Source organism: Streptomyces sp. SID8352, from assembly GCF_009862265.1.
Classification (GTDB): domain Bacteria; phylum Actinomycetota; class Actinomycetes; order Streptomycetales; family Streptomycetaceae; genus Streptomyces.
In genome coordinates this window covers 192,414-217,792 of sequence record NZ_WWGX01000022.1, presented here as the reverse complement: position 1 = coordinate 217,792, position 25,379 = coordinate 192,414, and the positions used below count along the sequence as shown (strand labels likewise).

The following is a 25,379-nucleotide window of genomic DNA, read 5'->3' as shown; positions in this document are numbered from 1 at the left end:
GCGCCGTGTAAGCCTCGTCTCACCTGCGTGAAAGCGCCGCCGCGCGCCCCTCGCGCGCGCCGTGACGGCCGTATTGTCTAAACCGTCAACGCCCCACGGGGGCCGAAGGGGCCCCCTCCTAAGGAGCCCTCATGACCGCGCCCGTCGTCCACTCGCTGCGCGAACAGATCCGCGAGCACATCCTGGAAGGGATCATCAGCGGGCGCTGGAAGCCGGGCGAGCGGATCGTGGAGCGGCGGATCGCCACGGAGCTGGAGGTCAGCCAGACACCGGTGCGGGAGGCCCTGCGCGAGCTGGAGTCGCTGCGGCTGATCGAGTCGGCGCCGAACAAGGGCGTCCGGGTGCGCAACCTGACCGCCGCCGACCTGGAGGAGAGCTACCCCGTGCGGGCGGGCCTGGAGGCCATCGCGGCGGAGCTGGCGGCGGACCGGCTGGCCCGGGACTGCTCGGCGCTGGAACCCCACGTGGCCGCGCTGTACGAGGCCGACCGGGTCTCCGACGGGACCGGCCAGGTCCGGCACACGGTGGGCTTTCACCGGGAGATGGTGCGGGCGGCGGGCAACGCGGTGCTGCTGCACACCTGGGAGGGGCTGGGCATCGAGGTGTTCACGGCCCTGTCGATACGGTGGCTGGGCACCGTGCAGCAGTCCTACGCCGAGGAGCACGAGGAACTGGTGGCCGCCTTCCGGCGCCGCGACCCCCTCATCGCCGATCTGGTCAAGTCCCACGTCCTGGGCTGCGCCCCCCGCGCCTGACCGCCGCCGGGCCCCGAGCACCCGGCCCCGCCCCACCGGGCACCCCCGCGCACACCCGCGCACACCCGGAACCGGCTCCCGGCAGCGCGATCGACGATGCGACCAACTGTACGGAAACATCCCTTGCGCGCCCGTACCGGTCATATCATCCAGAACCTCCCCATCAGGGGCGCGGAGAGCGCGCGAACACCCCCCGCGCGGCCCCGTCCGGGACGCCTCCGCGGTCGCGCGGACACCCCCGCTCACCTGCGAAAATCCCCGCTCCACACCGTCACTCCGTGCCACTGCCGGAGGCACCCCGTGCCGACTTTCTCCATATCAAGAGGTTTTCCCCCGCAACCCTTTGATCGATCATCGATCAGCGCGTTACAGTCACCGATGGGCTTCCACCAGAGCTCCAGCCCTGTCCTGCCAAAGACCAAGGGCACCCCTGAACCCTTACCGATGAGGGAACCCCCTTCGACTGAGGAAGGCGGCGACATGACCGACCCCAAGGCCATCCAGCCGAGCGAGCTCGACCAGCTCCCGGACCGCGACCCGGAGGAGACCGCCGAATGGCAGGCCTCCCTGGACGCCGTCACCAAGGCGGCCGGGCCGCACCGTGCCGCGTATCTGATGCGCCGCACACTGGAGCGCGCCGAGGGCGCCGGCATCGCCCTGCCGAAGCTCCTGGAGACCGACTACGTCAACTCCATCCCCACCGCCGCCGAACCCACCGTGGACGGCGACGAGGAGATGGAGGCCAGGATCACCGCCTGGAACCGCTGGAACGCGGCGGCCATGGTGACCCGCGGCAGCAAGTACGGCGTCGGCGGCCACATCGCCACCTTCGCCTCCGCCGCCTGGCTGTACGAGACCGGCTTCAACCACTTCTTCAAGGGCAAGGAGGGTGACGGCTCCGGCGACCAGCTCTACATCCAGGGCCACGCCTCACCCGGCATCTACGCCCGCGCCTTCCTCGACGGCCGCCTCTCCGAGGCGCAGCTCGACAACTTCCGCCGCGAGGCCGGCGGTGACGGCCTGCCGTCCTACCCGCACCCGCGGCGGCTGCCCTGGCTGTGGGAGTTCCCGACGGTCTCCATGGGCCTCGGCCCGATCTCCTCGATCTACCAGGCGCGGTTCAACCGCTACCTGACCAGCCGCGGCATCAAGGACGTCTCCGAGTCCCACGTCTGGGCGTTCCTCGGCGACGGCGAGATGGACGAGCCGGAGTCGACCACCGCGCTCACCCTCGCCGCCCGCGAGGGCCTGGACAACCTGACCTTCGTCATCAACTGCAACCTGCAGCGCCTCGACGGTCCGGTCCGCGCCAACTTCAAGATCGTGCAGGAGCTTGAGGCCCAGTTCCGCGGGGCCGGGTGGAACGTCGTCAAGACCCTGTGGGGCACCGCCTGGGACGAGCTGTTCCAGCTCGACACCACGGGCGCGCTGGTCCGCCGGCTGCGCCAGGTACCCGACGCGCAGGTACAGACGTACCAGACGCGCGACGCCGCCTACATCCGCGAGGACTTCTTCGGCAAGGACCCGGCACTCGTCGAGATGGCGAAGCTGCTGAGCGACGACAAGATCCTCGAGTGCTTCCACCTCTCGCGCGGCGGCCACGAGTCCCGCAAGGTCTACGCCGCCTACCGGGCCGCGCTCGCCCACAAGGGCGCGCCGACCGTGATCCTGGCGCAGACCGTCAAGGGCCACACCCTCGGTGACGGCTTCGCCTCCAAGAACGCCAACCACCAGATGAAGAAGCTCTCGGTGGACGAGTTCAAGGCGATGCGCGACCGCCTCGGCCTGCCGATCCAGGACAGCGCCTTCGTCGACGGCGTGGTCCCCTACGGCCACCCGGGCGCCGACTCCCCGGAGGTCCGCTACCTCCAGGAGCGCCGCGCGGCCCTCGGCGGCCCCGCCCCGGCCCGCCGCGTCCACCCGGTCGCGCCGCTGCCGATGCCCGCGGACAAGGCGTTCACCGCCTTCGACAAGGGCTCCGGCACCCAGAACGTGGCCACCACCATGGCCTTCGTCCGCCTGGTCAAGGACCTGGTCCGGGACAAGGAGACCGGCAGGCGCTGGGTCCCGATCGTCCCCGACGAGGCCCGCACCTTCGGCATGGAGAGCCTCTTCCCCTCCCTCGGCATCTACTCGCCCCTCGGCCAGACGTACGAGCCGGTCGACCGCGACCAGCTGATGTACTACAAGGAGGCGAAGAACGGCCAGATCTTCAACGAGGGGATCACCGAGGCCGGTGCCATGGCCGAGTTCATCGCCGCCACGACGTCGTACGCGACGCACGGCGAGATGATGATCCCGTTCTACATCTACTACTCGATGTTCGGCTGGCAGCGCACCGGCGACCAGATGTGGCAGCTCGGCGACCAGCTCGGCCGCGGCTTCCTGGTCGGCGCCACCGCCGGCCGGACCACGCTGACCGGCGAGGGCCTCCAGCACGCGGACGGCCACTCCCCGGCCATCGCGGCGACCAACCCGGCCGCGCTGACGTACGACCCGGCGTTCGCCTACGAGATCGCCACCATCGTCAAGGACGGCATGCGCCGCATGTTCGGCGAGCCGCGTCCGGGCGAGGACCAGGACGTCTTCTACTACCTGACGGTCTACAACGAGCCGCTCCGGCAGCCCGCCAAGCCGTCCCTGCCCGGCATCGACGAGGGCATCGTCAAGGGTCTGTACCGCTTCAACACGGCCGAGTCGGCCGGGCTGTCCCCGGCGGCCAACGCGCCCCGCATCCAGCTCCTCGGCTCGGGCACCGCGATCCACTGGGCGCTGAAGGCGCAGCGGCTCCTCGCCGAGGAGTGGGGCGTGGCCGCCGACGTGTGGTCCGCGACCTCCTGGACGGAGCTGCGCCGGGACGCGATGGAGGCCGACGCGGCGGTGCTGCGCGGCGAGGACCGGGTGCCGTACGTGCGCCAGGCGCTCCAGGGCGCCGAGGGTCCGGTGCTGGCGGTCTCCGACTACATGCGCCAGGTCCCGGACCAGATCGCGCAGTGGGTCGAGCAGGACTGGTCGTCGCTGGGCACCGACGGCTTCGGCCTGTCGGACACCCGGGAGAACGCCCGCCGCTACTTCGGGGTGGACGCCGAGTCCATCGTGGTCGCGGCCCTGGCCCGGCTCACCCGCCGCGGCGAGGTCAAGGCGACGGCCGTGAAGGAGGCGCGCGAGCGCTACGGCCTGTAGGGACGGGTGCCGGCGCCCGGAGTGCCGGACCGTTTCCGGTGGCAGGGCCCCCGCTCCGGCGGGGGCCCTGCCGCATGCTGTCCCCATGCGTGCTGCCCGGTTGATCAGAATGGTGCTGCTGCTCCAGTCCCGCCCGTCCATGACCGCCGCCGAACTCGCCCGGGAGCTGGAGGTGTCGGAGCGGACGGTCACCCGGGACGCGCAGGCGTTGTCGGAGGCCGGGGTGCCGGTCTACGCGGAGCGGGGCCGGACGGGCGGCTACCGGCTGGTCGGCGGCTACCGGACCCGGCTGACGGGGCTGGCGCGCGGTGAGGCGGAGGCGCTGTTCCTGTCGGGGGTGCCGGGGGCGCTGCGCGACATGGGGCTGGAGGACGCCGCGTCGGCGGCCCGGCTGAAGGTGTCGGCGGCGCTGCTGCCGTCCCTGCGGGACGCGCCCCGGACTGCGGCGCAGCGGTTCCACCTGGACGCGCCGGGCTGGTTCCGCGAGCCGCGCACGCCCCCGCTGCTGCCCGCGGTGGCGGAGGCGGTGTGGGACGACCGGCGGATCGCGACGCGCTACCGGCGGGGGGACCGGGAGGTCGTGCGGGAGCTGGAGCCGTACGGGCTCGTGCTGAAGGCGGGCGTCTGGTACCTGTGCGCGCGGGCCGCGGCGGGCGGAGCCCCCGGTGCCGCCGGCCCGGCGGGCGGAGCCCCCGGTGCCGTCGGCCCGGTGGGCGGAGGCCAGGACGCCGGTGTCCCGCCGGACGGAGGAGCTGACCACCGCGGGGCCTCTGGGGGCGGTGCCTCCGGTGGCGGAGCGCCGGGCGGCGGACCGGAGGGCCGCCCGGCCGCGGAGGGCAGGGCGCCGGGCGGCGGGGGCGGCGGGGGCGGCTTCCGGGTGTACCGGATCGACCGGTTCACGGCCGTCGGACCGGGCGGGGAGGACGGCGGACCGGGCGGCGGAGCGGGCCGCGGCGGGCGGTTCGCGCGGGACGAGGGGTTCGACCTGCCCGCGTTCTGGGCGGAGCGTGCGGCGGGGTTCGCGCGCTCGCTGCTGCGGACGCGGATCGTGGTCCGGCTCTCCCCCCAGGGGGTGCGCGCCCTGCCGCACGCGGTGGACGCCCCGGCCGCGCGGGAGGCCCTGGAGGGCGCGGGCCCGCCGGACGCGGCGGGCTGGGTGACGGTGACGCTCCCGGTGGAGTCCGAGGAGGTGGCCCACGCGCAGGTGCGGGGCCTCGGTCCGGAGGCGGAGGTACTGGAACCCGGGCCACTGCGGGAACGCCTCGCCCGGGACGCGCGGCGGATCGCGGACCTCTACGGGGGTGAGCGGGGCGGGAGCCCGGCCCGTCCGGCCCGGGGCGGGCGTGCCGTGCCCCCGTCGCCCCGGCCCCGGCACCTCCCCCACCCCGGGGTGCGTCGTCCCCGCGCAGGGACGATGCTGGACCCGTGATGGACGAGACGGAGTTCTGGGAGCTGATCGACACCACCCGGCAGGGTGCCGACGGGGACCCCGAGGACCAGGCCGACCTGCTGCTGGAGCGGCTCCTGGAGCAGGACCCGGAGCTGGTGCTGGACTTCTCCCGTCACTTCGAGGCCCGCTACAACCGGGCCTTCACCTGGGACCTGTGGGCCGCCGCCTGGCTGCTGCTGGGCGGCGCCAGCGACGACGCCTTCGACTACTTCCGCTGCTGGCTGATCGGCCAGGGCCGCGAGACGTACGAGGGCGCGGTGCACGACCCCGACGCCCTCGCGGAGCTGCTGGACGACTTCGACGAGGAACTGGACGGGGACGGCGAGGACCTGGGGTACGCCGCCGACGAGGCGTACGAGCAGCTCACCGGCACCGTCGCCCCCGATCTGGGCATCGCCCCGGCGCCCCCGGAGCCGCTGGGCACCCCGCTGGACCTGGAGGACGCGGGGGCGGTGGCCGCGCGGCTGCCGAGGCTCTGGGAGCGGTTCGGCACCGACTGAGCGGCGCGGCGCCCTGCCGACGGGGGTGCCCGGGACGCCGGGAGCGGCGCCCCGCTCCGGACGGCGGGACGGGCACGACGGCGGAACGGCGGCGCGGGCACGGCGGCGGGACGGGCCCGGTGACAGGACGGCAATGCGGGCGCGGCGGCGGGAGACGCGACGCGGGCCCGGTGACGGAACGAGACCCGTGACGGGACGCGCACGGCGGCGGGACGGGCACGGCGGCAGTTGGAAGGGGCCGGGGCGGAGGTTCAGCGGGCCGGGGTGGCGGTCGCGCGGCCCTGGAGGCTCGCGGCCAGGTCTCTGATGCCGGGGAGGCGGGCGGTGAGGGCCGCTCCCGGGCAGCTCGTCTGGTAGCCCTGGTCGTGCCCGGCGAGGGTGGGCAGCCGGGCGGTGGCTCCGGCCGCGTACCGGCTCAGTCCGTTGCTGGAGACCAGACCGACCCGGCCGCGCGGATCGGTGTCGGTGGTGCCGAGCTTCCACGCGGCGACAGCGGCGATGGAGTCGGCCAGCGCGTCCGGCACCGGAACGCCCTCGGTGAAGGTGCCCAGGGCGGCGATGCCGACCGTGCGGTGGTTGAAGCCCTGGGTGTGCGCGCCGGTGACCGCGCGGTCGATGCCCCCGGCGCGGCCCTCGTAGACGGTGCCGCAGCGGTCGACGACGAAGTTGTAGCCGATGTCGTCCCAGTCCCGCGCCCCGGTCTGGCCGGCGTACACCCCGCGCAGGATGGCCGGTGTGTCGGCGCAGTCGTAGTGGTTGGGGGTGTCGGTGTGGTGGACGAAGACGGCGCGGACCTCGTCGTCGTAGCGGGGGGCCGGCTGCGGCCGGGCGGCGGCGCCGAGCCAGACGGAGCGGGGCACGATGTCCGGCCGGGGCGCGGTGTGTCGGCCGGGGGCGCGGACGGCGCCGGCGCCGGTGTCGCGCCCGGCGGCCCGCTCCACACCGGCCGCGCACAGGCCCAGGGCGGCGACGGCGGCGAGGCCGGGCAGACAGCCGAGCAGCACGGTGCCCGCCCGTCGCAGGCGGGCCCGGCGCGGGGTGCGGGCCCCGCGCGGTCCTCGGGGATCACGCATGGACCCACTGTCCGCCGGGTCGGGCCCGCCCGCGACGCGGGCGCTGCCGCCCGGTGGAACCGGGGCCGGGAGGTCAGGCCGGGGCCGTGAAGGTCAGGCCCATCAGGACGTCGTCGACATAGGCGTCGCCGAGGTGGAACTCCCCGGGCTGGACGCCCTCGACGACGAAGCCCTCCGACTCGTAGAGCCTGCGGGCGGCGGTGTTGGGGCCGAGGACGCGCAGGGTGATGCGGCGGGCGCCGACGTCCCGGGCGTCCTGGACGGCGGCGCGCACCAGGGCCCGCCCGGCACCGTGGCCGCGGGCGGCGTCCGAGACGGCGAGGCCGCGGATCTGGCGGACGTGGCGGTTGGCGGCCAGCGGGGTGGGGAAGCCGAGTCGGACGTAGCCGACGACGCGGCCGTCGAGTTCGGCGACGAAGTGGTCGTCCGGCCCCGAGTGGTCGCGGAAGAACGGGTCGTCCGGTCCGGGCGGGGGTGAGACGGCGTGCAGTGTGGACCAGGTCTCCCGGTCGATCAGGCGCAGCGCCTGCTCGTCCTCCGACCTGCCACGACGTATGTACGGGACGGGCATGGCGCCCACTGTACGACGCGTGCCGGGCCGCGCGGTCCCGGGTTTTCCCCGGTCCGACCGGCAGGATGCCCTCATGGACGACGAGGAGATGGACGGCGGGCGCGGCGGCGCGGGCGGCCGGGGGCGGCGGATCGCGGTGGCGGGGGCGTCGGGGCTGATCGGCGGCGCCCTGACGCGGTCGCTCACCGCGGACGGGCACGAGGTGGTGCGGCTGGTGCGCCGTGACCCGCGCGGCCCGGACGAGGTGCGGTGGGACCCGGAGGCGGGCCGGGTGGACGCGGCCGGGCTCGACGGGTGCGACGCGGTGGTCAATCTGGCCGGGGCGGGCATCGGCGACCGGCGCTGGACCGACGCGTACAAGACGCGGCTGCGCAGCAGCCGGGTGCACGGCACGACGGCGCTCGCGGAGGCGGTGGCCTCGCTGGAGCGTCCGCCGGAGGTCTTCCTGAACGGCAGCGCGATCGGCTACTACGGCGAGACGGGCGACCGGGCGGTCGACGAGGACGCGCCGCCGGGCGAGGGCTTCCTGCCCGCGCTCTGCGTGGAGTGGGAGGCGGCGGCGGAGCCCGCGCGGCAGGCGGGGGTGCGGACGGTGTTCGCGCGGACGGGGCTCGTCGTGGCCCGCGGGGGCGGCGCCTGGGGGCGGCTGTTCCCGCTGTTCCGGGCGGGGCTCGGCGGTCGGCTGGGCGACGGTTCGCAGTACTGGTCCTTCGTGGCGCTGCACGACGAGGTGGCCGCGCTGCGGCATCTGCTGGAGCGCGCGGACCTGTCGGGGCCGTTCAACGTGACCGCCCCGGACCCGGTGACCAACCGCGAGGTCACCGCGGCGATGGGACGGGTGCTGCGCCGGCCGACGCCGTTCCCGGTGCCCGCGCCGGTGCTGCGGGCGGTCCTGGGCGAGCTGGCCGGGGACGTGCTGGGCAGCGCCCGGGTCCGGCCGGCCCGGCTGCTCGGCTCGGACTTCCGCTTCGCGTTCCCCGCGGTGGACGACGCGATCCGGGCGGCCCTGTAGGGGCGGTCCCGGGCACGGGGCACGGGGCACGGCGGGTCCCTTCCCCGGCCGCCCGATGGGGCACCCGGTGCAGGGGGCCGGCAGGCACCGCGGGGATCTCCGGGCCGGGCGGGCCGGTCCCGTACGGGGAGGGTGCCGGGCGGGCCCCGGCGAGCGGGGGTGCCGTGCGGGCGTCCGGGGCCGCACCGGGCCGCCGGTTCCCCGGCCCCGGCCCGGTGGCCCGGCCGCCCCCTGCCGCCGCCGGTGCTCCCGGCGGGCATCCCGTGCCGGTGCCCGGGCCGTCGCGGCACCCGTGTGCGACCGTCGTGCGACCGTGCCCTCGGTCCGTGCCACCCCCGCCACGGAGGGGCGGCCCTAGTCTGGGAGCAACTCGGGTATCCCACAAGCTGGTTGGGGGCTCCCCACCCCCGGCGGCCGCGCAACCCCAGAGGAGGGGCACGTGCTTGAGCCCGCGTACCAGGTGGATGTCGTCGTCGTGGGGGCCGGTGTCGCCGGTCTCGCCGCGGCCCACCGGCTGACCGGCGCAGGAGTGTCGACCGTGGTCCTGGAGGCCGCCCCCGCCGTGGGCGGCCGGATGGCGACGGAGAAGATCGACGGCTTCCGGCTCGACCGGATCGGGCAGCTGCTGCCCACCGCCCACCCCGAAATGCGGCTCACCCCCGGACTGGACGGCCTGGCCGTGCTGCCGTTCGCCCCCGGGGTGCTGCTGCACAGCGAGGGGCGCCACCACCGCGCCGGCACCCCCGCCCGGCCGCGAAGCGCGAGGGGCGCACTGCATGCCGTACGCGCCCTGGCGAGCGCCCCCCGGACCGGTCCGGGGGCCCGGCTGCCCTCCGCCGCGCACCGGGCGCCGCGCCTGCCGGTCCCCGGGCCGCGCACCCGGGCGGGCGCCCCGCTCGGGTCCTCCGTGGACCAGGCCCGGCTCGGGGCGGCGCTCGGCCGCCTCGCGGGCACCCCGGTCGAGCGGCTGCTGGCCCGGCCCGAGCTGCCCGCGGCGCGGGCGCTCGCCGCCCGGGGGCTGCCCGCCCGTACCGTCGACGGCTTCCTGCGGCCCCTGCTCGCCGCGCTGCTGTGCGATCCGGACCTGACCACCTCCAGCCGGTGCGCCGACCTGGCGCTGCACGCCTTCGCCCGGGGCCGGCTCGGCCTGCCGGAGGGCGGCGCGGAGGCCCTGCCGGAGACGCTGGCCGGGGCACTGCCGCCGGGCACCCTGCACACCGGGGTGCGGGTCACCTCGGTGGCCACCAACGCCGTGACCACGGCCGAGCACGGCGTCTTCCGCTGCCGCGCCGTCCTGGTGGCGACCGACGCGCGCGCCGCGGCCGAGCTGCTGCCCGGTCTGCGGGTACCGGACTTCCACCCGGTGACGGTGGTCCACCACACCACCGACATCCCCCCGGCGACGGGCGCCTCCCTCCTGCTGGACTCCGACCGCGGCGGGCCCGTCGCCCACACGGCGGTCGTCAGCCAGGTGGACCCGTCGCGCGCCCCGGCCGGCCGCGCCCTGGTCTCCTCCACGGTGCTGGGTCCACCGCCGGCCGACGTGGACACCGCCGTCCGCATCCATCTGGGGCGGCTGTACGGCACCTCGACCGCCCGCTGGGAGACGCTCGCCGTGCACCGCACGGACGAGGCGGTTCCCACGATGCGGCCGCCGCACGATCCGCTGCGGCCGGTGCGCCTGCTGGCGGGCCTGTACGTGTGCGGCGACCACCGCGACACCAGCACCGTCGAGGGCGCGCTGCGCTCGGCCCGGCGCGCCTCGGCGGCCGTGCTGGCGGACCTGGGCGCGGGCCGCCCCATGCACACCGCCGAGTCCGCCGCCGCGGTCCGGGCGGCCTGAGGCCTGTCCGGCCGTTCCCGCCCGCCTCACGACGCCCCGCACGCACTCCCGCCGGGCGCGGCTACCGGAGCGCGGCCACCCGGTCGCGGTAGCCGCGCACGGGGGCCGCGTCCCGGTAGGGCTCCAGCCGCCGTTCGAAGTCGCGGACGTACTCCGCCGCCCGCACCGACCGCATCTCCACGGCCTGTCCGGCCGCCTCCGCGCCGAGCTGGCACGCCTGGTCGAGTTCGCCGAGGCCGAGGCGGGCGGTGGCGAGGACGACCCGGCAGAAGAGCCGGCTGCGGGCGAAGACGGGAGCCCGCAGCAGCAGCGAGCGCTCCGCGTACTGGGCGGAGGCGCGGAACTGCTGGAGGTCGCGGTGGCAGTGCCCGAGTTCGTCCGCGAGCTGGGCCTCGTCGAAGAAGCGCGCCCAGTGCGGCACGTCGTCGCCGGGCCGGGCGGCCTCCAGCGCGCGCTCGGCCCGCACCAGGGCGGCGGTGCAGGCCCGGACCTCGCCGATCACCGCGTGCGCCCGCGCCTCGGCGGCGTGCAGCAGCGTCTGCACCACGGGCGGCGCGGAGGTGCCGACGCCCTGCTGGGCGACCCGGGTGAGCTGGACGGCCTCGCGTCCGTGGCCGAGGTAGACGGCCTGGCGGCTCATGGTGACCAGCACATAGCTGCCGTACGCCCGGTCCCCGGCGGCCTGGGCCAGCCGCAGCGCCTGCACGAAGTACCGCTGGGCGAGCCCGTGCGCGGCGATGTCGTACGAGGTCCAGCCGGCCAGCCGGGTCAGGTCGGCGGCGGCGCCGAACAGCCGGCGGCCGGTCTGCTCGCCGTAGGTGGCGCGCAGCATGGGCTCCAGCTCGTGTTCGAGGTAGCGCACCAGGGCCTGGCGGGCGTGGCCTCCGCCGTACCGGTCGTCGATGCTGCGGAACAGCTCGCCGACCGAGCGCAGCGCGGCGAGGTCGCCGCCGGAGATCCGCTGGCCGGGGCCGCGGTCCCCGACGGGGCGGCGGCGGGCGGGGCCGCCGGGCGCCGGAACCCGGGGCGGCACGGGGCGCCCGCCCTGGGCGGGGACGCGGACGGGCTTCTCGGTGTGGGCGACCCGGTCGTCGGGGCGGCCGATCAGCCAGTCCCGGCTGGGCACGACCAGGCCGGCCGGGGTGAAGGCGATCTTTCGCAGTTCGGCGTGGCTGCCGGAGTCCTTGCGCCAGAGCCCGCTGACGATGTCGACGGCCTCGGCGGGGGTCGCGGCGAACTCCAGCCCCGCGTAGACCGGGGCGCAGGCGTCCAGGCCGAGGTCCTGGGCGGTGAGGCGGCGGCCGAGGCGGCGGGCGAAGACCTCCGCGATCAGTGCGGGGGCGGTGCCGCGCGGCTGCTGGCCGCGCAGCCACCGGGTGACGGAGGTCTTGTCGTATCTGAGGTCCAGCCCGTGTTCGGTGCCGAGCTGGTCGACGCGTCGCGCGAGACCCGCGTTGGAGAACCCCGCTTCGGCGATGAGCGCGGCGAGCTGGCGGTTGGGGGTGCGCTGCGCGGGTCGTTCCGTCATGGTGCGGTGCGGTCTCCTGCCTTCCGGGGCGTTCGACGTCCCGGAGCGCCTGTGAGCAGCCCTTATGGCTCGTGGTCGGCGTGAATGTAGCGGAGGGTGAACGGACGCTCGCACAAATCGACAGGCATTCATCCGATCGTGTGAGGATTGCCCCTCGCGGCTGACGGGACCGACGGCGGTGGTCCGATGAACGCCGGACGTACAGTGGCGTGGGCACGTTGCGTGCCTTACGACCGTCCAGGGGAGGCTCCTGCCGTGAGTGAGCTGCGGTTCGTCCGCATGGGGTTCGGTGAACGGGCCGTGGAGTACCGGGAGGCGTGGGACGAGCAGCGCCGGGTGCACGCGGCGCGGTTCGCCGACGAGATCCCCGACACCGTGCTGCTGGTCGAGCACCCCCCGGTCTACACCGCGGGGCGCCGCACGGCGGACGTCGAGCGGCCCCTCGACGGCACCCCCGTCATCGACGTGGACCGCGGCGGCAAGATCACCTGGCACGGTCCGGGCCAGCTCGTGGGCTACCCGATCCAGAAGCTCCCGCGCCCGGTGGACGTGGTGGCGCACGTGCGGCGGCTGGAGGAGGCGCTGATCCGCGTCTGCGCCGAGTTCGGCCTGGAGGCGACGCGGATCGAGGGCCGCAGCGGCGTGTGGGTGCTGGGCGACCCGGTCGCCTCCCTGCCGTCGGCCGGCGGTCTCTCCCTGGACCTGGACCCCCGGCTGGCGGACGAGGAGTTCGACCCCCGGCTCAACGGGCCCGAGTACGCCCCCTCCAACGCGGGCCAGCGCCGCGAGGACCGGAAGATCGCCGCCATCGGCATCCGGGTGGCCAAGGGCGTCACCATGCACGGCTTCTCGCTGAACGTGAACCCGGACAACAAGTGGTTCGACCGGATCATCCCGTGCGGCATCCGGGACGCGGGCGTCGCCTCGCTCTCCGCGGAGCTGGGCCGCGAGGTGACCGTCGACGACGTGCTGCCCGTGGTGGAGCGCCATCTGCGGGAGGTGCTGGAGAAGGCGGAGCCGCGCCCGCGCGAGGTCGCGGGGGCGGCGGAGGACGGGAAGACGGCACGGGAGGGGACGCCGGCACGGGAGAAGGTGTCGACGGCCGGGCAGGCGCCCCCGGCCGGGCGGGTTCCGGCGGCCTAGCGGTCGGCCCTCCCGCCCGGCCGTTCGCCTGTCGCGCGCTCCGTCGCGGCGGTCCCGGCGGCCGGGCCACCGCACCGCCGGGGCCGGGCGGCCGGAGCCGGGCCGGAACCGCCGGAGCCGTACGGGACCCGGCCGGAGCCGGGCCGGAGCGGCCCGGCGGGCCGGTCACACCAAGGCGGACGCCCCCACCGGGCATCAAATCAACGGGCGTACCCTGAAGGTCGCCGAAGAATCAATCGCTAGGGAGCCGGTCGTGTCCGCAGTCGCACCCGACGGACGCAAAATGCTGCGCCTTGAGGTCCGCAACAGCCAGACCCCCATCGAGCGCAAGCCCGAGTGGATCAAGACCCGGGCGAAAATGGGCCCCGAGTACACCAAGATGCAGAACCTCGTGAAGAGCGAGGGCCTGCACACGGTCTGCCAGGAAGCCGGCTGCCCGAACATCTACGAGTGCTGGGAGGACCGCGAGGCGACCTTCCTCATCGGCGGCGACCAGTGCACCCGGCGCTGCGACTTCTGCCAGATCGACACCGGCAGGCCCGAGGCGCTCGACCGCGACGAGCCGCGCCGGGTGGGCGAGTCCGTGGTCAGCATGGACCTCAACTACGCCACCATCACCGGCGTCGCCCGCGACGACCTGGAGGACGGCGGCGCCTGGCTCTACGCCGAGACGGTCCGCCAGATCCACGAGCAGACGGCGGGGCGCGAGGAGGGCCGGACCAAGGTCGAGCTGCTCGCCCCGGACTTCAACGCCGTGCCGGAGCTGCTGCGCGAGGTCTTCGAGTCCCGCCCCGAGGTGTTCGCGCACAACGTCGAGACGGTGCCCCGCATCTTCAAGCGCATCCGCCCCGGCTTCCGCTACGAGCGCTCCCTGCGGGTCATCACCGAGGCCCGCGACTTCGGCCTGGTCACCAAGTCCAACCTGATCCTCGGCATGGGCGAGACCCGCGAGGAGATCAGCGAGGCCCTCGCCCAGCTCCACGAGGCCGGCTGCGAGCTGATCACCATCACCCAGTACCTGCGCCCCTCGGTCCGCCACCACCCGGTGGAGCGCTGGGTCAAGCCGCAGGAGTTCGTGGAGCTGAAGGAGGAGGCCGAGGAGATCGGCTTCTCCGGCGTGATGTCCGGTCCGCTGGTCCGGTCCTCCTACCGCGCCGGGCGCCTGTACCGGATGGCCGTGGAGAAGCGCGACACCGTCGTCGCCGGGCAGGCCCTCTGACGCACCACCGCGCGCCGCCGCCCGGAGCCGGACGGGGGCGTGTGAGGTCGGGCACAGGATGCTACCGACCAGTAGAAGCCGTGACGACGCGGCCCCGACCGTTCCCGCAGCCAGGGGGCACGGCCGGGGCCGCGCCGTCGTTCCGGGCCCCGGCACCGGTGCTTCATGCGCGTTTGACCAGTGGGTCACGCCCTGGTAACACGAGTCAGTGACCCTGGTTTCACGCCATGCGCACCGTATGCCGGAGCCGTATCGAGGGGGGACCTCCACCATGCAGGCCGCGCCGTCCGTCCGCGCCACCGCGATCCCGTCGTTCACCGGCGCCCTGCGGGCCGTCGAGTCACTGCTCCTGAGCGGCGGCCAGCGCACCGCGCGCCGCAACGCCTGGAACTCCGTCCTGGAGGACCGCCGCCGGGCCAGGGACCGGGTCGAGGCAGAGCGGGTGCTGGAGCGGGCCGTCGCCTCCGAGCGCTGACCCGCCTCCCCGCCGGGCGGGCCGCGCCGCGCGCCGCCCCGCCCCTCTCCACGCCGTTCCGGCCGGACGCCGTCGGCCCCCGGCCGGGCGCCGTCGGCCCCCGGCCGGGCGCCGCCGTCGTCCGCGCTTTCGGGGGCACGTAGACTTCCCGGCATGGCGAGGAAGGAACCTGCAGCGGACGCTGCGAATCCCGGGCGGCTGAAGCAGATCGCCCTGACCTACAAGATGACCCGCAAGGCCGACAAGAAGATCGGTCTTGTACTCGCGGCTGTCGGTGTCACCGTCCTCGGTGTCCTTCTCGCGATCGGTTTCCTGGTCGGTCACCCCATCTATCTCGGCATCCTGGGCCTGCTGCTCGCCTTCCTCGCGACGGCGATCGTCTTCGGGCGCCGTGCCGAGCGGGCGGCCTTCGGGCAGATGGAGGGCCAGCCGGGCGCGGCGGCCGCCGTGCTGGACAACATCGGCCGGGGCTGGACGACGACCCCGGCGGTGGCGATGAACCGCAGCCAGGACGTGGTGCACCGGGCGGTCGGCAAGGCCGGCATCGTGCTGGTCGCCGAGGGCAACCCGAACCGGGTGAAGCCCCTGCTCGCGGCCGAGAAGAAGAAGATGAACCGGATCGTGGCCGACGTCCCGGTGCACGACCTGATCGTGGGCACCGACGAGGGCCAGGTGCCGCTGAAGAAGCTGCGCACCTCCATGCTCAAGCTCCCGCGCGTCCTGACCGGCCCGCAGGTCACCGTGACCAACGACCGGCTGCGCGCGCTGGGCGACCTGATGAGCAACATGCCGCTCCCCAAGGGCCCGATGCCGAAGGGCATGCGCCTCCCGAAGGGCGGCAACCCCCGCCAGCGCTGACCGCACCGCCCGCCACTCCGACGGCGGTACGGCGATGGGGCACCCGGATCGCTACTCCGGGTGCCCCGTCGCCGTTCGCGGAGCGGCCCCGGCTCCCGTAGGGGGCTCAGGGCTCCGCGGGGGCCGGGAACTCCGGGAGGGGCCGGGGATCCCGGGAAGGGGCCGGGAACTCCGGCCGGTAAGCCGCGCACCCGGGGCGGGCGCTGAGGGGCGGCGGGCGGCACCCCTACGGGGAGGGCCGAGGGCCGGCAGACCCCTTCGGGGGGGGCGGGCGCCTACGGGGAGGGCGGCCGGTAGAGCCCGGAGGGACCGGCCCGGTACCCGTACGGGACGCCGGGCCGCTCCCGTACGGGGACCGGGCAGGGGCCTGACGGGAGGTGACCCGGAGGTCAGGTCCGGACCTCCACCGTGCGGGCCAGCCGGTCGTGCAGCCCTCGGCCGTCTCGGTCCCAGATCAGCGCCGGGACCGCCACGCACAGCAGCGCCGTCCGCAGCAGCGCGCGCAGCGGATTCACCCGGCCGGTGCCCAGTTCCACCACCCGCAGCCCGAAGAGGCGCTTGCCCGGGGTGAAGCCGAGGGTGCCGACGGTGAGGACGCCCAGGGCGAAGAAGATGAGCAGGGCCCAGTTGGAGGTCGTCTGCCCGTAGCCGTCGGTGATCAGGGCGTGGGCGATCAGGAGGCACAGCCCCCAGTCGACCGCCAGCGCCCCGAGCCGGCGCCCCGGGCGGGCGAGGGAACCGGGCCCCTCCTCCGGCAGGCCGAGCTGCTCGCCCCGGTAGCCGAGGTCGGCGCCGGCCTCCTCGATGGCCGAGCGCGGCCCGGAGAGCCACGATCCGATTGCTTGCCTGTTGTCCACCCGACCACGGTACTGCGCCCGCGCACGGCTCCCGGAGGGCGGGGTGCGGGCGGCGGGGGCCGTGCGCACCCCGCCCCGGGCCCGCGTCCCGCGATCCGCGGTCGGTCGGCGCGCGGCGCCGGACGCGGTGCGTCGCGGGGCGGCGGGGCGTCCGCATACTGGATGTATGCGGACGTTCGGACAGCGCGGTGAGGTGCCGCATCCGGCGTCGGGGACCGCGGGACGGCCCCGGGCCCGGATCCCGGCGGTTAACTTCTGTGAAACAAACGGGTCACGCACGAGAAACCCCCCGTCCCTAGGGTCGGGGGAGCGCGGGCCCGCCCGCACTGGCCGCACGAAGGATCTACCACCCCGGCGGGACGGTCGGGAGTAGGAGGAGCTGGATGTTCCAGAACGCCGACGAGGCCAAGAAGTTCATCGCGGACGAGGAGGTCAAGTTCGTCGACGTCCGCTTCTGCGACCTGCCGGGCGTCATGCAGCACTTCACGCTGCCCGCCGAGGCGTTCGACCCCGACGAGGAGCAGGCCTTCGACGGATCGTCGATCCGCGGCTTCCAGGCCATCCACGAGTCGGACATGTCCCTGCGCCCCGACCTGTCGACGGCGCGGATCGACCCGTTCCGCCGGGACAAGACGCTCAACGTCAACTTCTTCATCCACGACCCGATCACGGGTGAGCAGTACTCCCGCGACCCGCGGAACGTGGCGCGGAAGGCGGAGGCGTACCTGGCCTCCACCGGCATCGCGGACACCGCGTTCTTCGGCCCGGAGGCCGAGTTCTACGTCTTCGACAGCGTGCGCTTCAAGACGGCCGAGAACGAGTCGTTCTACCACATCGACTCCGAGGCCGGAGCCTGGAACACCGGCGCCCTGGAGGACAACCGGGGGTACAAGGTCCGCTACAAGGGCGGCTACTTCCCCGTCCCGCCGGTCGACCACTTCGCGGACCTGCGCGCCGAGATGGCGCTGGAGCTGGAGCGCTCCGGCCTGAAGATGGAGCGCCTGCACCACGAGGTGGGCACCGCCGGCCAGGCCGAGATCAACTACCGGTTCAACACGCTGCTGGCCGCCGCCGACGACCTCCAGCTCTTCAAGTACATCATCAAGAACGTGGCGTGGAAGAACGGCAAGACGGCGACCTTCATGCCGAAGCCGATCTTCGGTGACAACGGTTCGGGCATGCACGTCCACCAGTCGCTGTGGACCAACGGCGAGCCGCTCTTCTACGACGAGCAGGGCTACGCCGGGCTGTCCGACACCGCCCGCTACTACATCGGCGGCATCCTCAAGCACGCCCCGTCGCTGCTGGCGTTCACCAACCCGACGGTGAACTCCTACCACCGCCTGGTGCCGGGCTTCGAGGCGCCGGTGAACCTGGTGTACTCGCAGCGCAACCGCTCCGCCGCGATGCGCATCCCGATCACGGGCTCCAACCCGAAGGCCAAGCGCGTCGAGTTCCGCGCCCCGGACGCCTCGGGCAACCCGTACCTGGCCTTCTCGGCGCTGCTGCTGGCCGGTCTGGACGGCATCAAGAACAAGATCGAACCGGCCGATCCGATCGACAAGGACCTCTACGAGCTGGCTCCCGAGGAGCACGCGAACGTGGCCCAGGTCCCGACCTCCCTGGACGCGGTCCTGAACCGCCTGGAGGCAGACCACGAGTTCCTCCTCCAGGGCGACGTCTTCACGCCGGACCTGATCGAGACCTGGATCGACCTCAAGCGCACCACCGAGATCGCCCCCCTCCAGCTCCGCCCGCACCCCCACGAGTTCGAGCTGTACTTCGACGTCTAGGACGCGGACCGGGGGACGGACGCGGGCCGGGCGCCCGGGTCCGTCCCCCGGCCGTGCACGGACCCGCCCGTCGAGGGCCGCTTCCCTTCCGGTCGCCGGAGGGGGAGCGGCCCTCGACGCCGTTTGCGCGCCGGGTGCCCGCCGCCGACCGCCGCCGTCCCGGGGCGGACGGGGGCGCGGAACGTCCGCCCGAAAAACGCCGCTGGAGGCGGTGACGGTGAGAGCGATCGTGTTTACTGGCACGGTTGTTCGATCGGATCACACGGGGAGAGGGAACGGGGATGGCCGAGCGGGACGAGGAGCCCGAGTTCGATCTGAGGTGGGCGGAGGACGCCGCGCACAAGGAGCCCTCGGCGCGGGCGCGGATGCTGGCCGCCCGGTGGAAGGAGAACCCGCCCGGGCCCGTGCCCTTCCGGGCCGACCCGGAGTACCGGGGCGGGCGGCGGCGGTCCTCGTGGGTGTCCACGGCCGTGGTGCTGGGCTGCGTGGCCGCCGTGGTCGTGCTGCTGGGCTACGTGAACCTCCGGTCGCCCCACTGAGCCCTCCCGGGTGCACACTGGACAGCGGGACGAGTGCCTGACTGCGGGGTGATGGAGATGCCGAGCCGCTTCCGGAGCGACCGCAGGCTGACCGTGCGCATGGGGATCACCCTGTTCCTGCTCGGCCTGCTGTACGTGGGGTTCGTCGCGGCGCTGATCGCGCTGCTGAAGTCCTGGGTGCTGGTCGTGGTGATCGTGGGGCTGCTGTTCGCCGCGCAGTTCTGGTTCTCCGACCGGATCGCCCTCTTCGCCATGCGCGGCCGGGTCGTGGAGCGGGACGAGTATCCCGGGCTGCACGGCGTGGTCGACCGGCTGGCGGCGATGGCGGACATGCCGAAGCCGGTGGTCGCCGTGTCCGACATGGACATGCCGAACGCGTTCGCGACCGGGCGCAACCCGGACAACGCGGTGGTCTGCGTCACCACCGGACTGCTGCGGCGGCTGGAGCCCGAGGAGCTGGAGGGGGTGCTCGCGCACGAGCTGTCCCACGTGGCCCACAAGGACGTCGCCGTGATCACCGTCGCGTCGTTCCTGGGGGTGATCGCGGGGCTGATGGTGCGGTTCGCCTTCTACTCCCAGCTCTTCGGGCGGCGGGACCAGAACACCGTGGTCATCCTCGCGGCCGTGATGGGCGTCTCGGCCGCCGTGTACGCGATCAGCTTCCTGCTGATCCGGGCGCTGTCGCGGTACCGGGAGCTGGCGGCGGACCGGGCGGCGGCCTTCCTCACCGGCCGTCCCTCGGCCCTGGCGGCGGCGCTCACCAAGGTGAGCGGGGAGATCGCCCGTATCCCGACCAAGGACCTGCGCACGGCGCAGGCGTTCAACGCCTTCTACTTCACCCCCGCGCTCGGCGCGGACCCGGGTGTCGGCCGGTTCTTCTCCACCCACCCGAGCCTGGAGCAGCGCCTCGACCAGCTCGGCCGGATCTCCGCCGAACTGGGCGGGCCGGCCGGGCCCGGGGAGGGTTGAGCGCCGTGGGGCTGCTGGACATCCTGCTCGGCCGGACCAGGCCCGTACGGCCCGATCTCGACCGGCTCTTCGCCCTGCCCTCGGCGGCGGTGACGCTGGAGGCGGCGACCGGCTTCCGGCCCACCGGACAGGGGGCGGTGTGCTTCGCGACGGTGGAGGGCGCGGCCTTCGAGCAGACCCACCGCGAGGTCCGCGCCCTGCTCGACGCCGACGCGGGCCGTACGCCGGTCGGGCTGAGCCGCGACGCCTACGGCTACTCCTGGCTGGTCTCCCGCCGCTCCCCCGACGAGCTCCCGGAGCTGGTCAACGACCTGCACGCGGTCAACAGCACCCTGGAGGCGAACGGCTTCGGCCCGCAGCTCCTCTGCTCCCTGGCGGGATTCCTCGACACGGGCGACACTGACGGCGCGGGAGCCCCGGAGGACCCCAGGGGCGCCGGGGAGGGCCCGGCCGCCGCCGGGGACGGGGCCGCGGGCGGGCGGTCGCTGGCCCTGGTCTACCTCTACAAGCGCGGCACCTTCTATCCGTTCGCCCCGCTGCCCGGGACCCGGGAGCGGCGGGACAACCCGCTGGAGCTGCGGGTACGGGCGGCGCTCGGGGACGACCTGCCGGTGGAGAAGGACCTCGGCCGCTGGTTCCCGGTCTGGGGCGCGCCCGGCATGTGAAGCCGGGCCCCGACCGCTCCCCCGTCCGGCCCCGGCCTCCCCCTGCCCGGCCCCGGCCGCGCCCGGCGGACCGGGGAAGGGGACGCCGGGCGGGTGCGGTGCGGCGGTTCCGCACGCGGGACCCGGGTGCGGGGCCCGCCGGAGCCCGGGGTGCGGGCGGCCGGCGGGCCGGGTCAGCGGGGGTCGCGCATGAGGACGCGCACCATGCGGCAGGTGGTGGCCGACGGCGGGTGGACACCGATGGTCGCCGCGGTGCTGCGGATCCTCGCGTCGCGGGCCTGCTGGGGCAGGTAGACGCCGGAGTCCAGCAGGGCGATGGCCAGGCGCATCGCCTTGAGCCTCCGGTTGTGCGTGACGTACCACTCGCGGGGCCGCCCGGCGGGCAGCGGGTGCTTGGCCACGGGCTGGTAGGGCAGGTCGAGCGGGACGGGGCGCTGGGCGGTCGACTGGGTGGGCGGGGGCTTCGGCGCGGGTGTCGGCGTCTGCTTCGGTGCGGCAGCGGGCACGTCATCCTCCTGGCGCGGTCGGGTGCCGCCGGCCACCCCGGCGCCACCTTCGAACACTCCTCATATTTTACGTCCTGACACTGACATCCATGAAGTCCGCGACACCATCAAATGACCTGGTGGACAAGGCTGTTGGCGTACCGTCGCACAAGGGCGACTCCCGGGTGCGCGGGATGGCCAAAATTCGAACACCACTGGACAGGCGTCCGCCGGAGGAGGTCCGGGGCAGGTCCGGGACCAAGGGTGAGAAGTGAGCCCGGGCCGCCCGCGCGGCCGGGCCACGGGGCGGGCGTCGGGGCGCGGAGCCGGGCGGGGGTCGAGGCCCGTTGGCTACGGTACGGGCATGGAGATCTGGATCAATCCGGCCTGTTCGAAGTGCCGCAGCGCGCTGAGCCTGCTCGACGCCGAGGGCGCCGACTACACCGTGCGCCGCTATCTGGAGGACGTGCCGACCGCCGACGAGATCCGCGCGGTGCTCGGCCGGCTCGGACTCGAACCGTGGGACATCACCCGTACGGGCGAGGCGGTGGCCAAGGAACTGGGGATGGGGGACTGGCCCCGCGACGAGGCGGCGCGCGACCGCTGGGTCACCGCGCTGAGCGAGCACCCCCGGCTGATCCAACGGCCGATCATCACGGCGGAGGACGGGACGGCCGTCGTCGCCCGCACGGACGAGGCGGTACGGGACGCCCTGTCCCGGTAGGGACGCCGCGCTCCCGGCGGGGAGCCTCGCCCCGGCGGGAGCACCCGGCGCGGGGGCGTGAGGCCGGTCACACCGCCGCGCGGGTAACACGGGGTTCACATTCGGGCAACGGCCGGGAAATCGCGCGTTGGCAGGCTGCGGAGCAGTGGACGCGGCGACCGGCGCCGTGGCGGGCGCGGAGCGCGTCCGACCCGCAGACCCCTCCCAAGGAAGTGGCCCCCGTGACCTTCAAGGCCGAGTACATCTGGATCGACGGTACCGAGCCGACGGCCAAGCTCCGTTCCAAGACGAAGGTCATGGCGGGCTCCCCGGCCGGCCTGGAGGCCCTCCCGCTCTGGGGCTTCGACGGGTCCTCCACCAACCAGGCCGCCGGGCACACCTCGGACTGCGTGCTGCGGCCGGTCTTCGCCTGCCCCGACCCGATCCGCGGCGGCGAGGACCTCCTGGTGCTCTGCGAGGTGCTGGACACCGACCTCACCCCGCACCCGAGCAACACCCGCACCGAACTGGCCGCGGTGAGCGAGCGGTTCGCCGGTCAGGAGCCGGTCTTCGGCATCGAGCAGGAGTACACCTTCTTCAAGGGCTCCCGTCCGCTCGGCTTCCCCGAGGGCGGCTTCCCGGCCGCGCAGGGCGGCTACTACTGCGGGGTCGGCTCGGACGAGATCTTCGGGCGCGACGTCGTCGAGGCCCACCTGGACAACTGCCTGCGGGCCGGTCTCGGCATCTCCGGCATCAACGCCGAGGTCATGCCCGGCCAGTGGGAGTTCCAGGTCGGCCCGCTGTCGCCGCTGGAGGTCTCCGACCAGCTCTGGGTGGCCCGCTGGCTGCTCTACCGCACCGCCGAGGACTTCGGCGTCTCCGCCACCCTCGACCCCAAGCCGGTCAAGGGGGACTGGAACGGCGCCGGCGCGCACACCAACTTCTCCACCCGGGCGATGCGCGAGGGCTACGCGGCGATCATCACCGCCTGCGAGTCGCTCGGCGAGGGCTCCAAGCCGATGGACCACGTCAAGAACTACGGCGCGGGCATCGACGACCGCCTCACCGGCCTGCACGAGACCGCTCCGTGGAACGAGTACTCGTACGGCGTCGCGGACCGCGGTGCCTCGGTCCGCATCCCGTGGCAGGTCGAGCGGGACGGCAAGGGGTACATCGAGGACCGCCGCCCCAACGCCAACGTCGACCCGTACGTGGTGACCCGGCTGATCGTCGACACCTGCTGCGCCGCCCTGGAGAAGGCCGGCCAGGTCTGACCCCCGCCCGGATCCTCTTTCCGGGTCCTCCCGGGTCCGTCCCGCCGCGTCCCGTCCGAAGGGGTGCTCTCCGTCACGCCGGAGGGTGCCCCTTCGCCCCGTCCCCGGGCCCCGCTCCGGCCCCCGACCGGCCCCCGACCGGCCAGGGAGCCGTCAACAGGGCCGCCCGGAGGGCCCGTTGACACCGCGGGGTGTCCACGGAGTGGTCCGGTGCGCTGTCCACGCAGTGAGAAGGCGGCTACTGCCCGGTGCCGCCGTCTGCTTCAATGAGGGCATGGCCAGCTTCCGGAAGTACGCAGCGACGGGTCGCCACGACCTCGAGCCCTTCTGGCCTTCCCGTCAGCACCACGACTTCGACCGGGTGTGTTGCCGCGCGACGATCGCGCGAGCCGGCTAGAGCCGCACACCCACGGCCCCCGGCCCGGCGCGCACGACGTACGTCCCCGCGACGCCCCGACCACCATCTCGTGGCCGTCGCCCTCCTCGACGAACATCTCGCGCGAAAGAGCTGACGTCCCATGGCGACCCACCGTTCCCTGACCACCGTCCCCCTCGATCCCTCCGCCACCGCACCCGGCCACCCCTCCCCCGGCGCACGGCACCGGCTGCGCGCCGTCGGCCGGGACGACGTGGTGGACATGGCCGACCTCATCCCGCCGGGCGCCACCTGGCTGCCCGCTCCCCCGCACACCCTGCCCTCCCTGCCGGGCCGCCCGCCGATGGTCGGCTACCTCGTGCTGGTCCCCGCCGACCGGGACCGGACCCTGCCGGGCACGGCGGCGCCGGAGGCCACCGCCACCGGGGCGGCGGACCCGCTGGTGCGGATCGATCCCGCGCGGCGGACCGCCGCCGTCGACGGACGCGAACTCGACCTGACCTACCTGGAGTTCGAGCTGCTCGCCCATCTCGTCGCGCACCCCCACCGGGTGCACTCCCGCGACCACCTGGTCACCACCGTGTGGGGCTACGGGCACGTCGGCGACGGCCGCACCGTGGACGTGCACGTGGCGCGGCTGCGCCGGAAGCTGGGCGCGGAGCACCGGCGGACCATCCAGACCGTGCGCCGGGTCGGCTACAAGTACACGCCTCCGGTGAGCCGTTGACCCCACGGGACCGTCCGGGCCGCCGGGCTCACCCGGGCCGGCCGGGCCGTGGGTGTCGCCCGGGACTTCGGGGGCACCCGGACCACCCGTCAGCGGGGGCCGGCCCCGACCCCGGCCCCGGCTGACGGCCCCGGCCTCCGACCCGGACCACGCCCCCGGGCCACCCGCCCCGCCGCACCGGCGGCTCCGCGGCTCCACGCCCCGGCTCTGCCCTCGGCAGAGCGCCGTTCCCCGGGCCGACGCGGCCCGGCAGAGTGTCCGGCATGCGACTACTGGTGCTGGGCGGTACGGAGTTCGTGGGGCGGGCCGTGGTGGAGGCGGCACTGGGGCGCGGCTGGGAGGTGACCGTCCTGCACCGCGGACGGCACCCGGCACCGCCCGGCGCCCGCCCGCTGCGCGGTGACCGGACCGGGCCGGACGGGCTCGCCGCCCTCGCCGACGGCGGCGGCTGGGACGCGGTCGTCGACACCTGGGCGGGGGCGCCCCGCGCGGTGCGCGACGCGGCCCGGCTGCTGCGGGGGCGCGCCGGACGGTACGTGTACGTGTCGAGCCGCTCGGTGTACGCCTGGGCGCCGCCCGCCGGTCACACCGAGGACGCCCCGCTGGTCGAGGGCGCCTCGGCGGACGCGGAGCGGCTCGACTACGCGCGGGACAAGCGCGGCGGCGAACTGGCCGCCGTGGACGCCTTCGGCGCGGACCGCTCGGTACTGGTCCGCGCGGGGCTGATCCTCGGGCCGTACGAGAACGTCGGGCGGCTGCCCTGGTGGCTGGGCCGGATGGCGCGCGGCGGCCCGGTCCTGGCCCCCGGGCCCCGCGACCTGCCGTTGCAGTACGTCGACGTCCGCGACCTGGCCGACTGGGTGCTGGGGGCGGTGACGCGCGGGCTGAGCGGGCCGTACACCCTCGTCTCGCCCCGCGGCCACGCCACGACGGGCACCCTGCTGGACGCCTGCGCCCGGGTCACCGGCGGCGCGGCGGAACTCCGCTGGACGGCACCGGAGGTGATCACCGGCGCCGGGATCGAGCCGTGGACCGGGCTGCCGGTGTGGGTGCCGCCGGGCGGCGAGATGCATGACGCGCTGCACGGCGCGGACGTCTCCCGCGCCCTGGCCGCCGGTCTGGTCTGCCGACCGGTCGCCGACACCGTCGCCGACACCTGGGACTGGCTCCTCTCCCTCGACGGCGTGACCCCGCTGCGACCGGACCGTCCGGCGGTGGGCCTGGACCCGGAGACGGAGGCCCGGGTCCTGGGGATCGCGGGCGCCCCGGAGGTGTAGCCGGCACCACCGCCCGGTCCGGAGGCGGGGACCGGACCGCGACGCGCGCCCGGCGACGGAGAGGGAAGACCACAACGCGCGCGGGGCGGCACGAAAAGGAAGAC

General features: G+C 74.7%; 23 protein-coding genes. 18 read left to right on the top strand and 5 right to left on the bottom strand.

All coding sequences use genetic code 11. The features are described 5' to 3' along the window. The first annotated feature begins 131 nt into the window (after positions 1–131). From GTY84_RS06320 to GTY84_RS06305, 4 genes are all read left to right on the top strand, one after another. Complete coding sequence (locus GTY84_RS06320; RefSeq protein ID WP_161225099.1) at positions 132–755, top strand: GntR family transcriptional regulator; 624 nt, start codon at positions 132–134, stop codon at positions 753–755. 480 nt (positions 756–1,235) lie between these two features. Continuing rightward, positions 1,236–3,938: a pyruvate dehydrogenase (acetyl-transferring), homodimeric type gene (aceE, locus tag GTY84_RS06315; RefSeq protein WP_161225098.1), complete on the top strand. Its 2,703-nt coding sequence runs from the start codon at positions 1,236–1,238 to the stop codon at positions 3,936–3,938. 85 nt (positions 3,939–4,023) lie between these two features. Beyond that, positions 4,024–5,367, top strand: a complete 1,344-nt coding sequence (locus tag GTY84_RS06310) for a WYL domain-containing protein (RefSeq protein WP_237532090.1) — start codon at positions 4,024–4,026, stop codon at positions 5,365–5,367. Continuing rightward, positions 5,367–5,888 carry a DUF4240 domain-containing protein gene (locus tag GTY84_RS06305; protein ID WP_202550068.1) on the top strand — a complete coding sequence of 174 codons (522 nt, stop codon included), beginning with the start codon at positions 5,367–5,369 and terminating at the stop codon, positions 5,886–5,888. The genes GTY84_RS06310 and GTY84_RS06305 overlap by 1 nt, the downstream gene beginning before the upstream one ends. Before the next feature lie 251 nt (positions 5,889–6,139). Here GTY84_RS06305 and GTY84_RS06300 read toward each other — a convergent pair whose 3' ends face one another. Next, positions 6,140–6,961 (bottom strand): peptidoglycan recognition protein, encoded by an 822-nt coding sequence (locus GTY84_RS06300; RefSeq protein ID WP_161225096.1) that lies wholly within the window; start codon positions 6,959–6,961, stop codon positions 6,140–6,142. 73 nt (positions 6,962–7,034) lie between these two features. After that, positions 7,035–7,532 carry a GNAT family N-acetyltransferase gene (locus GTY84_RS06295; protein ID WP_202549985.1) on the bottom strand — a complete coding sequence of 166 codons (498 nt, stop codon included), beginning with the start codon at positions 7,530–7,532 and terminating at the stop codon, positions 7,035–7,037. 73 nt (positions 7,533–7,605) lie between these two features. Between GTY84_RS06295 and GTY84_RS06290 the strand changes: the two genes are divergently transcribed. Both GTY84_RS06290 and GTY84_RS06285 read left to right on the top strand, forming a co-directional pair. Next, positions 7,606–8,544, top strand: a complete 939-nt coding sequence (locus tag GTY84_RS06290) for a TIGR01777 family oxidoreductase (RefSeq protein ID WP_237532089.1) — start codon at positions 7,606–7,608, stop codon at positions 8,542–8,544. Between the two features lie 439 nt (positions 8,545–8,983). Continuing rightward, positions 8,984–10,387, top strand: coding sequence for an NAD(P)/FAD-dependent oxidoreductase (locus GTY84_RS06285; protein WP_161225094.1), 1,404 nt, complete (start codon positions 8,984–8,986; stop codon positions 10,385–10,387). 61 nt (positions 10,388–10,448) lie between these two features. On the opposite strand, the gene GTY84_RS06280 is transcribed toward GTY84_RS06285, so the two are convergent. Continuing rightward, entirely contained in the window at positions 10,449–11,915 is a 1,467-nt protein-coding gene (locus tag GTY84_RS06280) for a regulator (protein WP_161225093.1), read from the bottom strand. Positions 11,916–12,170: 255 nt separating this feature from the next. Between GTY84_RS06280 and lipB the strand changes: the two genes are divergently transcribed. From lipB to GTY84_RS06260, 4 genes are all read left to right on the top strand, one after another. Next, positions 12,171–13,058 (top strand): lipoyl(octanoyl) transferase LipB, encoded by an 888-nt coding sequence (lipB, locus tag GTY84_RS06275; RefSeq protein WP_161225092.1) that lies wholly within the window; start codon positions 12,171–12,173, stop codon positions 13,056–13,058. A 253-nt stretch (positions 13,059–13,311) separates the two neighbouring features. Beyond that, entirely contained in the window at positions 13,312–14,277 is a 966-nt protein-coding gene (gene lipA, locus GTY84_RS06270; RefSeq protein WP_161225091.1) for a lipoyl synthase, read from the top strand. 271 nt (positions 14,278–14,548) lie between these two features. Then, positions 14,549–14,752 (top strand): hypothetical protein, encoded by a 204-nt coding sequence (locus tag GTY84_RS06265; protein WP_161225090.1) that lies wholly within the window; start codon positions 14,549–14,551, stop codon positions 14,750–14,752. 153 nt (positions 14,753–14,905) lie between these two features. Further along, positions 14,906–15,610, top strand: coding sequence for a DUF4191 domain-containing protein (locus GTY84_RS06260; protein WP_161225089.1), 705 nt, complete (start codon positions 14,906–14,908; stop codon positions 15,608–15,610). A 389-nt stretch (positions 15,611–15,999) separates the two neighbouring features. On the opposite strand, the gene GTY84_RS06255 is transcribed toward GTY84_RS06260, so the two are convergent. Continuing rightward, a complete protein-coding gene (locus tag GTY84_RS06255) occupies positions 16,000–16,467 on the bottom strand; it encodes an RDD family protein (protein WP_161225088.1) in 468 nt (155 codons plus the stop codon). Positions 16,468–16,850: 383 nt separating this feature from the next. Between GTY84_RS06255 and glnA the strand changes: the two genes are divergently transcribed. The 4 genes from glnA (at position 16,851) to GTY84_RS06235 (ending at position 20,433) form a co-directional block, all read left to right on the top strand. Beyond that, complete coding sequence (gene glnA / locus GTY84_RS06250) at positions 16,851–18,260, top strand: type I glutamate--ammonia ligase (RefSeq protein WP_161225087.1); 1,410 nt, start codon at positions 16,851–16,853, stop codon at positions 18,258–18,260. A gap of 281 nt (positions 18,261–18,541) precedes the next feature. Continuing rightward, on the top strand, positions 18,542–18,799 hold the full coding sequence (locus GTY84_RS06245) for a hypothetical protein (RefSeq protein WP_161225086.1): 258 nt from the start codon (positions 18,542–18,544) through the stop codon (positions 18,797–18,799). 57 nt (positions 18,800–18,856) lie between these two features. Beyond that, complete coding sequence (gene htpX, locus GTY84_RS06240; RefSeq protein ID WP_161225085.1) at positions 18,857–19,768, top strand: zinc metalloprotease HtpX; 912 nt, start codon at positions 18,857–18,859, stop codon at positions 19,766–19,768. 5 nt (positions 19,769–19,773) lie between these two features. After that, complete coding sequence (locus tag GTY84_RS06235) at positions 19,774–20,433, top strand: hypothetical protein (protein ID WP_161225396.1); 660 nt, start codon at positions 19,774–19,776, stop codon at positions 20,431–20,433. A gap of 173 nt (positions 20,434–20,606) precedes the next feature. On the opposite strand, the gene GTY84_RS06230 is transcribed toward GTY84_RS06235, so the two are convergent. Continuing rightward, a complete protein-coding gene (locus GTY84_RS06230; RefSeq protein ID WP_161225084.1) occupies positions 20,607–20,939 on the bottom strand; it encodes a hypothetical protein in 333 nt (110 codons plus the stop codon). Between the two features lie 343 nt (positions 20,940–21,282). On the opposite strand from GTY84_RS06230, the gene GTY84_RS06225 reads away from it, so the two are divergent. The 4 genes from GTY84_RS06225 (at position 21,283) to GTY84_RS06210 (ending at position 25,275) form a co-directional block, all read left to right on the top strand. Next, positions 21,283–21,642, top strand: a complete 360-nt coding sequence (locus tag GTY84_RS06225) for an arsenate reductase family protein (protein ID WP_161225083.1) — start codon at positions 21,283–21,285, stop codon at positions 21,640–21,642. Positions 21,643–21,863: 221 nt separating this feature from the next. After that, a complete protein-coding gene (gene glnII / locus GTY84_RS06220) occupies positions 21,864–22,895 on the top strand; it encodes a glutamine synthetase (RefSeq protein WP_161225082.1) in 1,032 nt (343 codons plus the stop codon). Between the two features lie 518 nt (positions 22,896–23,413). Next, positions 23,414–23,998, top strand: a complete 585-nt coding sequence (locus GTY84_RS06215) for a winged helix-turn-helix domain-containing protein (RefSeq protein WP_161225081.1) — start codon at positions 23,414–23,416, stop codon at positions 23,996–23,998. Positions 23,999–24,261: 263 nt separating this feature from the next. Next, complete coding sequence (locus GTY84_RS06210; RefSeq protein WP_161225080.1) at positions 24,262–25,275, top strand: SDR family oxidoreductase; 1,014 nt, start codon at positions 24,262–24,264, stop codon at positions 25,273–25,275. The last annotated feature ends 104 nt before the right edge of the window (positions 25,276–25,379 follow it).